Here is a 2,947-nt window from a genome sequence, read left to right as displayed (position 1 = left end):
TGAGCAGGTGGTGATTGCCACTAAATTTGGCAATGTACGAACCCCAGATGGCGGGTGGGGCGGCGTCTGCGGCAAGCCTGAGTACGTTAAGCAATGCTGTGATGCTTCACTCCAGCGCTTAGGGGTAGAGGTGATTGACCTCTATTACCAACACCGGGTTGATGCCAACGTGCCGATTGAGGAAACAATTGGCGCAATGGCTGACCTGGTGCAACAGGGTAAAGTACGCTACTTAGGACTGTCAGAGGCGGCTCCTGCCACGATTCGACGCGCCCATGCGGTGCATCCTATTACGGCGCTGCAAACGGAATATTCTCTGTGGAGCCGAGAACCGGAGGACGAGATTTTACCCACCGTGCGGGAATTGGGGATTGGCTTTGTGCCCTACAGTCCCCTAGGGCGCGGCTTCCTGTCCGGTCAGCTTCAGAGTCCCGATGATATTGCCGACGATGACTATCGCCGCCATTCTCCTCGCTTTCAAGGGGAAAATTTTGCCAAAAACCTGCAACTTGTTGAGCAAGTTAAGGCGATCGCTGCCGCTAAGCAAGTCACTCCCGCCCAATTGGCGATCGCTTGGCTATTAACCCGAGGGGAGGACATTGTGCCCATTCCTGGTACCAAGCGGCGGCGCTATCTGGAAGAAAATGTAGCGGCAGTGAACATCACGCTGACCACAACGGAACTGGAGCAGATCAACGCGGTGATGCCTCAGGGGGCGGCGGTAGGCGATCGCTATCCCGATATGAGTACGGTCAACCGCTGATCAATGTTCAAGGTTGGGCGCTTAGAGGGTCGTCATCAACAACGATGCCATACCGTATCAAAGCTGTTCTCGATTAGCCCTACTACAAGGGTGGCTTAGTATACCTGCGTCTGTCATGGGCGAAAGTTGTCAGCGAAGGTTACTTTACTATCAAGTCCGGTTGGATGGTCATCGTTGAAACATCCCGCATTCGATCCCCCGCTCCGCCGTCCCCATATCACAGGAGTTACAGACATCCTGGTACTGCCACAGCCTTTCGTGAATTGTGTGCCTAACCGGATTTGATAGAGCAACTAAATCCAAACATAACGTTTCATCTCAGAGGTAAGAGGCGATGAAGCACTCAAGATCCTGTCATCCAATAGATCCTAAAAATACTACTTTTAATGCCGCTGATTGGGTTGCAAGAAAAGCTAAAAACGGTTTTCTTATTTGGCTTGCAAGGCGCGCCACTCGCTTTGGAACATACCTTGCGAAAACCTTTACGCTCGATCCAGAACCCTATATTTCTAAGCATTACAATCGAAAAGGTGATCTTTACTTCCGGGTTTATGATCCTAAGCAAGATGTTCATCATACCTTTGACTCAGAGGAAGCGGTATGTATCTGGCTGGAAGAACGACATCACTCTTAACTGGCTTGTGGTCAAGAATGTACAGCAGATGTTCCAGCGATTTCACGAGTTCCAAGGTCGTAAGAGAGGATAGGATCATGTTTTGGCTAACCTATAATTTTGTACTGGAGGTTCTCTCCCTGGTTCCGCAACACCGTCCTACTCATCCTCCTCAGCCCTGATGCCGAATCAGCAACGCTTCGATCAATTTCTGGGCGGTTTGCAGCCGTTGCGGATCCTCCGACTGGGCTACCCAGGCAGCCAGTTCATTCAATGACCCATTCACCAAATGGGCAAAGCCTTCCGCATCAACCACCTTAAGATCTCCCGCCGCTACCGCAATCTGAATCGACTCCTGCAGCAAGCCAAACCCACCCTGATCGATTTCTACCAGGGTGTCTGCCGCTAGAACAGCAGGCGCTTCGATAAACACTAGCCGTCGCAACTCCTCCTGCTGAGCAACTTCTAGAAATGCCTGACAGCCAACCACGAGCTGCTCCCAGTTGGTGTCCAGCGGCTCGGCTCGGGTGCGAATGTGGGCCGTGATTTCGCCATAGGCTTCCTCCACCACCGCCTTAAAGACCCCCAACTTATCGCTGAACTGATGATACAGCGCCCCTCGGGTAATCCCCAACTCACTCATAATTTCCTCGGTGCCGGTAGCGGCATAGCCCTGGGTAGCAAACAGATGCCGTGCCCGATCTAGAATGGCGCGGCGGGTACGACGGGTTTGCTCGGCTTTGGTCAACTTGGAAGTCATGGCGATCGCACTCATACATTCAGACAGCATGTATCTTGACAGAGCAAGGAAGAAGGCTCTATTTTGAGATACATACAGATTGTATCTTTTATGGGGATCACCTCAAAGGGGAGCTATGGCTATACCGCTCACAACTCGAAAGGCTACAAGTGCTGATATTCCCTTCCTCACCCAAATTGAATACGAAGCTTCATTGCCGCCCCTCGACCATTGTTTTTGGGAAGACCTGCTAGAGGGCACGGACACCCCAGCCCTAGCATTTATTGAGGCAGAATTGCGAACCAATGCCTCAAACTGGGGCAATGTGCATGACTTTATCGTTCTGGAGGAGCAGGGTAAACCTGTGGCGGCAGCGGCGGGGTATGTCCCTAACCCTGAGGATTACTGCCCGCTGCGGCTGTCTCGATTGGAGGCGATCGCCCAAGCTCTGAGCTGGTCAAGCGCTACGACATCCCTATTCCGCGATCGCTACTTAGGGCTATTTGGAGGAGACTTGACACCTTTTTTCCTCACCCCCCAAGCGTCTTGGATTATCGAGAATGTAGCTGTTTTACCCGAAGCTCGGGGGCGGGGTTTAGGGAAAACCTTGCTCAAAGCAGTGCTGGAGGAGGGGCAAGTCCAGGGGCACTCTTATGCCGGCATCATGGTGATCAACGGTAATGATCGCGCTCGTCACGCCTACGAAGCGGTTGGGTTCAAGCCTTACCAAACCTTCTATGCCGATTATTTCTCGGAGCAGTTCAACATCGAGTTTCCAGGGGTGACTAAGTTTGGGCTGAGTTTAAGGGCAATGGAGTAAAAATGAGAGGTC

At 52.1% G+C, this 2,947-nt stretch carries 4 protein-coding genes; 3 read left to right on the top strand and 1 reads right to left on the bottom strand.

From position 1 onward, the window contains the following. Both V6D20_23420 and V6D20_23415 read left to right on the top strand, forming a co-directional pair. Window positions 1–763 (top strand): aldo/keto reductase (locus V6D20_23420; GenBank protein HEY9818729.1); only part of this gene is annotated, 763 nt, incomplete at its 5' end. Window positions 764–1,097: 334 nt separating this feature from the next. Continuing rightward, entirely contained in the window at window positions 1,098–1,397 is a 300-nt protein-coding gene (locus V6D20_23415; GenBank protein HEY9818728.1) for a hypothetical protein, read from the top strand. 151 nt (window positions 1,398–1,548) lie between these two features. Here V6D20_23415 and V6D20_23410 read toward each other — a convergent pair whose 3' ends face one another. Continuing rightward, window positions 1,549–2,136, bottom strand: a complete 588-nt coding sequence (locus tag V6D20_23410; GenBank protein HEY9818727.1) for a TetR/AcrR family transcriptional regulator — start codon at window positions 2,134–2,136, stop codon at window positions 1,549–1,551. Window positions 2,137–2,251: 115 nt separating this feature from the next. On the opposite strand from V6D20_23410, the gene V6D20_23405 reads away from it, so the two are divergent. After that, window positions 2,252–2,935: a GNAT family N-acetyltransferase gene (locus tag V6D20_23405; protein ID HEY9818726.1), complete on the top strand. Its 684-nt coding sequence runs from the start codon at window positions 2,252–2,254 to the stop codon at window positions 2,933–2,935. The last annotated feature ends 12 nt before the right edge of the window (window positions 2,936–2,947 follow it).

This window comes from Candidatus Obscuribacterales bacterium, assembly GCA_036703605.1.
Classification (GTDB): Bacteria; Cyanobacteriota; Cyanobacteriia; order RECH01; family RECH01; genus RECH01.
Note: the sequence above shows the minus strand (reverse complement) of the source record. Positions and strands in the feature narration are given on the sequence as shown.